The organism is Gammaproteobacteria bacterium, from assembly GCA_016765075.1.
GTDB lineage: Bacteria > Pseudomonadota > Gammaproteobacteria.
This window is the reverse complement of the sequence record JAESQP010000007.1, coordinates 1-5,455: the sequence shown is the minus strand read 5'-3', so window position 1 is coordinate 5,455 and position 5,455 is coordinate 1. Positions and strand designations below refer to the sequence as shown.

At 46.6% G+C, this 5,455-nt stretch carries 4 protein-coding genes and 1 pseudogene; all 5 read left to right on the top strand.

Going from position 1 to position 5,455, the window contains the following annotated elements; translation table 11 throughout:
• The first annotated feature begins 232 nt into the window (after positions 1-232).
• The 5 genes and pseudogenes from JKY90_00400 (at position 233) to JKY90_00380 (ending at position 5,182) form a co-directional block, all read left to right on the top strand.
• Positions 233-1,561: pseudogene (locus JKY90_00400) on the top strand (S41 family peptidase).
• 31 nt (positions 1,562-1,592) lie between these two features.
• Positions 1,593-2,501, top strand: coding sequence for a divergent polysaccharide deacetylase family protein (locus tag JKY90_00395; protein ID MBL4850733.1), 909 nt, complete (start codon positions 1,593-1,595; stop codon positions 2,499-2,501).
• A 312-nt stretch (positions 2,502-2,813) separates the two neighbouring features.
• Positions 2,814-3,452 (top strand): hypothetical protein, encoded by a 639-nt coding sequence (locus JKY90_00390; GenBank protein MBL4850732.1) that lies wholly within the window; start codon positions 2,814-2,816, stop codon positions 3,450-3,452.
• Between the two features lie 75 nt (positions 3,453-3,527).
• Positions 3,528-4,562 carry an AI-2E family transporter gene (locus tag JKY90_00385; protein ID MBL4850731.1) on the top strand — a complete coding sequence of 345 codons (1,035 nt, stop codon included), beginning with the start codon at positions 3,528-3,530 and terminating at the stop codon, positions 4,560-4,562.
• 167 nt (positions 4,563-4,729) lie between these two features.
• Positions 4,730-5,182: a DUF4124 domain-containing protein gene (locus tag JKY90_00380; protein MBL4850730.1), complete on the top strand. Its 453-nt coding sequence runs from the start codon at positions 4,730-4,732 to the stop codon at positions 5,180-5,182.
• The last annotated feature ends 273 nt before the right edge of the window (positions 5,183-5,455 follow it).

Genomic DNA, 5,455 nt, shown 5'->3' with positions numbered 1-5,455 from the left:
TCAATGCCCACGGACTGCGTTGCGTCTCTTGACAAGGGAACAACCCTTGTCAAGAGGACTCGCCTTGCCGTGGGCATTGATAAGCTAACTGAACTCGCACACTCACATGGATAGAGCACTCGACATACAAGGCCAGACTGATTTTGGTAAACTGCTTTGATGCCGCTACCTACTGTAGACAGCTGGCTGTAGCTTGATGTAAACAAGTGAAGGATAAAACGGAGTAATGGGTATGAATTCCAGAGCACGTAATATGCTCGTCTTAACAATTGGCATTGTCTTGGGTGTTTCGTTGGCACTGGGGCAGGGTGTTTTCGCTAAGCGTGAGGCGGCTCAGCTACCTCTTGACGAGCTACGTGCATTTACCGAAGTTTTCGGCAAGATTAAAGAAGAATATGTCGAGGAAATCTCAGACGAGAAATTATTAGAAGATGCGGTTAAAGGCATGCTCAGCGGCCTTGATCCACATTCAGCCTATCTTGATACTGAAGCATTCACTGAGCTGCGTGTCGGCACCTCAGGTGAATTTGGTGGCCTTGGCATCGAAGTGAGCATGGAAGACGGCTTTGTTAAAGTGGTCACCCCGATTGACGATACCCCCGCTGCACGTGCAGGCGTACAAGCCGGTGATTTGATTATTCGTCTGGATGAGACGCCGGTTAAAGGCATGTCTTTGAACGATGCCGTTAAGATAATGCGCGGCAAGCCAGGGACCGATCTAAAGCTGACCATTATCCGCGAAGGTCAGGCTGGGCCACTTGAAATTATTGTCACGCGCGCGATTATCACCGTGCAAAGTGTCAAGAGCCGCATGCTTGCCCCAGGCTTTGGTTATGTGCGTATCAGCCAATTTCAGTCGCATACTGGCGAAGACCTGATTAAAGCCATCAGCAAACTTAAAAAAGAACACGGCGCAAAGCTCAATGGCCTGGTGCTGGATATGCGCAATAACCCGGGTGGTGTATTAAATGCGGCCGTGTCAGTCTCTGATGCCTTTATTAAAAAGGGCTTAATTGTCTATACAGCAGGCAGGCGTAAAGAGGCAGAGCTACGTTTTAATGCAACGCCAACCGATTTGCTCAGCGGTGGGTCATTAATTGTATTGGTTAATGGCGGTTCAGCGTCTGCGGCTGAAATTGTTGCCGGTGCTTTACAAGACCATAAGCGCGCTATCATCATGGGTAGCCAGACTTTTGGTAAAGGCTCGGTGCAGACCATTTTGCCAATGAATAACGGTGCAGCGCTTAAAATTACTACTGCACGTTATTTCACGCCGTCCGGTCGTTCGATTCAGGCCGAAGGGATTACGCCAGATATCATTTTGGACAATGTGAAAGTAGCGGCGATTGAGCCTGATGTTGAACGCATAAAAGAAGCCAATCTCTCGGGTCATTTAGAAAACCCGAATGGCAACGGCGAAAAGGATAAACCAGCAAGCGAAAATAGTGATGGTGAAGAAAAAGACAGCAAGCCAGGGGAGTAGCTAGTCAAAGATGATTACCAGCTTTACGAGGCACTTAACCTGCTTAAGGGACTGCATATTCTGCAATCGCGCAGCTAGACGGTTGAACGGCCTGCGGTCAGCATTATGCATGCCGTTACGGTGGGCTGTAGTATTGCTATTACTGCCAATGCCAGCCTGGGCTGCCGATTCGGCAATATCCATAGCTGATGCGCGTCTTGATATACCAAGAGTTCAAGTTGCCATTATCATTGACGATCTCGGTCTGCGTTTAGAGCAAGACTTACGTGTTTTGGCGTTGCCAGGCGCCATCACTAACTCCGTATTGCCTCACGCAACACACAGCCACCGCATTGCTGCCCTTGCTGACCGTCTTGATAAAGAAGTGATGATTCATTTGCCGATGGAAGCGCTTAATTACGGCCAGCTTGATGTTGGCGGTCTAACGGCTGATATGCCCCACGACACGTTTAAGCGCGTGGTTGAATCAGCTATCGCTGCGTTGCCTGAAGCCGTGGGTATCAATAACCATATGGGCAGTTTGTTGACAGCGGATGCCGAGCGCATGGCTTGGTTGATGGAAATTATTGATCGGCAGACAGATCTCTACTTTGTTGATAGTCGAACATCCGTCAACAGCATCGCCTTTCATCATGCACGTGATAGCGGCATCCCGAGTTTGGCGCGTGATATCTTTCTCGACAATGATCTTGACGAGAGCAAGATCGAACAACAGTTTGATGCCATGATTGAGCTGGCAAAACGTCGTGGCAAAGCGGTAGCGATTGGTCACCCTAATCGCCAAACTATCGCTGTGCTTGAGCGCCGTCTCCCTACGTTAGCCAAGCTCGGTGTTGAACTGGTGTCAGTGTCTGAGTTGTTACGGCCAAAGGCACAAAAGCTGCCTTTATCACCGCAAGTCAAGCCTGAGCCAGTGCGCATCGCCAAGCGGGATGCCTATGAAGAATTTATTATGCAATCCAGTATGCTGAGGTTGAGACAGCCCATACGCTTCTTCCGTCGGGACGAACTCCAGTAACGATTACCAGCTATGGTTGCTAGTGTCTATATATGGCTAGGTACCACATGACGAAGTCGAGGCGGCACCCAAAGAGTACTTCCTCGTATGTGTAGAACATCCTAGCGTGCTCTGCTCAGGGGGCACCCCAAATGCTAGTCACAGCCAGCTGCCCCTGCTTTTTTTGCATAAACCTTGCATGCTTTTAAATTACCACAGTGAGGCTCATGCCCCTATTGTCACGACACTTTGCTATTTATTAGTGGCGATCTGTCTTCAGGAGGTGAAATTAGGCAATCACTCATGTTAAAATGCAACACGCGAGGTAGTATCATGACCACACACATCAGTCAAAAAATACAGCGATTCTTTGTCATGTTAATGCTGGGGTCATTTTCTCTATCATCTCATGCGGCTGATTTTTATGGCGCAACACCTATCGCAGTAGCTGATCTCGGCACAGAATTTACCACCGTATTTAGCCGCACCATTAATGGTCGTCTTGGCATCAATGCCCTTGGTGTTGACTTAGTGCAGCTCGATGAACAAGACGCTACCTATAATCTCGATTTCGGTCTCAACTCTTGGTCTGCACTGCTCGATTGGCACCCGTTTAAAAGTGGTTTTCGTTTTAGTGGTGGCCTGTTGCATAACGAGCCTGGCGACCGTGAGCAAGTCGATCCTTACACTGGCTTGGCTAATGCGAATGCGCTAAGTGGCAATGAATTGGGTAGCCTCAATAGTGTCGTCGAATTCGAGGGGACTAGCCCCTATCTGGGCATTGGTTGGGGTAATGCACTAACTAAAAATGGCCGCCTTGGCTTGCTGGTCGATTTGGGTGTGGTGTTTCAAGATGATGCCGACGCTAATCTCTCATCGGGTTTAGGGCAAGATGCCTCATTCCGTAATACACTCGATGATTACGGTTACCTGCCTGTCTTTTCCCTTGGGTTGTCTTATCAGTTTGACTGATTGCCGTCTGGTTAATATCGATAGCTGACAAAACTTCGCGTATGATTCCCTCATAAAAATTGGGGAAAGAACAGTATGACGCAGTTATCAACACCACTAAAAGCCATTTTGGTCGGCGCCGCTTTTGTTGTCATTGTCGCTGGCATGCGTGCGGCAGAAGCCATATTAGTTCCTTTCCTGCTTTCCGTTTTTATTGCCGTGATTACCACCCCGTTTTTATTTTGGCTACAGCGCTTACGTGTTCCTAGCATGGCCGCCGTGTTATTAATTATTGGCGTTATTGTTGCCTTGGTCGTTGGGCTTGGCATCTTGATCAGCAGCTCGCTAGATGACTTTTTAAGTAACTTGCCCCTATACGAACTACGCTTGCGTGATGAGCTGGTCTTGGTGCTTAATTGGTTACAGAACTTTGGTATTGAAATTTCACGCGATGTGATACTTGGGTATTTTGACCCAGGTAAAGCGATGCAGTTAGCCGGCACCACCTTAAAGGGCGTGGGTAACGTGCTAAGCAATTTGTTTTTAATCTTGCTGACGGTTGTATTCATATTATTTGAAGCCTCTGGTTTTCGCGCAAAGCTGCAAACAATTCTGGAAGACCCCGATCGTTCCTTGCCACATTTCTCACGGTTTAGCGACACGCTTAAACAATATATGGTTATTAAAACATTGGTCAGTATCGTCACTGGTATTGTTATCGCAATTTGGCTGGCAATACTGGGTGTTGACTATCCCCTGTTATGGGGTGTGCTAGCTTTCGCTTTAAACTATGTGCCCAATATCGGTTCTATCATCGCAGCAGTGCCGGCTGTATTACTTGCTTTGATTCAAATTGATGGCCAAACCGCTCTGCTTGTTGCAGCAGGTTACGTGGTCGTTAACCTCGTTATGGGTAACGCTATCGAGCCTCGGTTTATGGGGCGCCATCTTGGTCTTTCCACCTTGGTGGTCTTTCTGTCTTTAGTATTTTGGGGCTGGGTGCTTGGTCCTGTTGGCATGTTGCTTTCAGTGCCGTTGACCATGACTGTTAAAATAGCACTGGAAAGTCAGCAAGACACGAAGTGGATGGCCGTCATGTTAGGGCCGCAAAAGGAGTTATCGGATAGCTAATCAATGTTATTCATTGCGCTACACACTTCACGCCCACTTTTAACGTGATAGCGTTCACGTTTTCCATTTTATCTATTAAGGTATTTTCTCACCATAGCCGTTAACCTCCAGTGAGACAAGGTGACATTACTTTGTCTTATCACGAATACTTGGGGAGAGACGTTGTTATGCCAGACCGTCCTGGACTGATAGCTTTACTGCTAGTTACGCCACTGCTATTTATTGGTTTAGCTAATGCTGAACTGTTTAAATGGAAGGATGATGATGGTCGTATTTTTTATTCCGATCAACCGTCACCGGATAAAAAAGCTGAGGTGGTGGAATATAAAGCACGTCAGGCATCTGTTAGCACCAGTAGTGATCAAGACGCTAATAACAAATCCGCCAATAGAAAAACAGTAGTGATGTATAGCGCCACCTGGTGTGGTGTCTGTAAAAAAGCCAAAGCCTATTTTGCAGCCGAGGGCATCTCCTATAAAGATTATGATATTGAGAATTCACGTAAAGGCCGTGCTGATTATAAACGTTTAAAAGGTACGGGAATTCCGATTATCATGGTGGACAAAGAAAGGTTGAATGGCTTTAGTCGGGGTAGGTTTGAGAAGGTATATGAGGGGTGATTTGGTGGCGCGTTGATCGCGCTTTGATTTGATAAAGGCTTTGAAAATATAGGGACAGGTCTTTGATTTATGGCAACTGATAATTTCACTTGTCATTGAGTCACTACCACTAAGGTACCATAACAAAGCAATAATCATAAATTAAAGACCTGAACATCCCGCTTATATTTTCAACTAAAATATCACAGTTATCTTATTTCATAGTCTCTATTTTCAGTTAACATTTTAAAAATCACTCTCGTTAAATATCGACCTAAGGAGCGTATTGCTTGA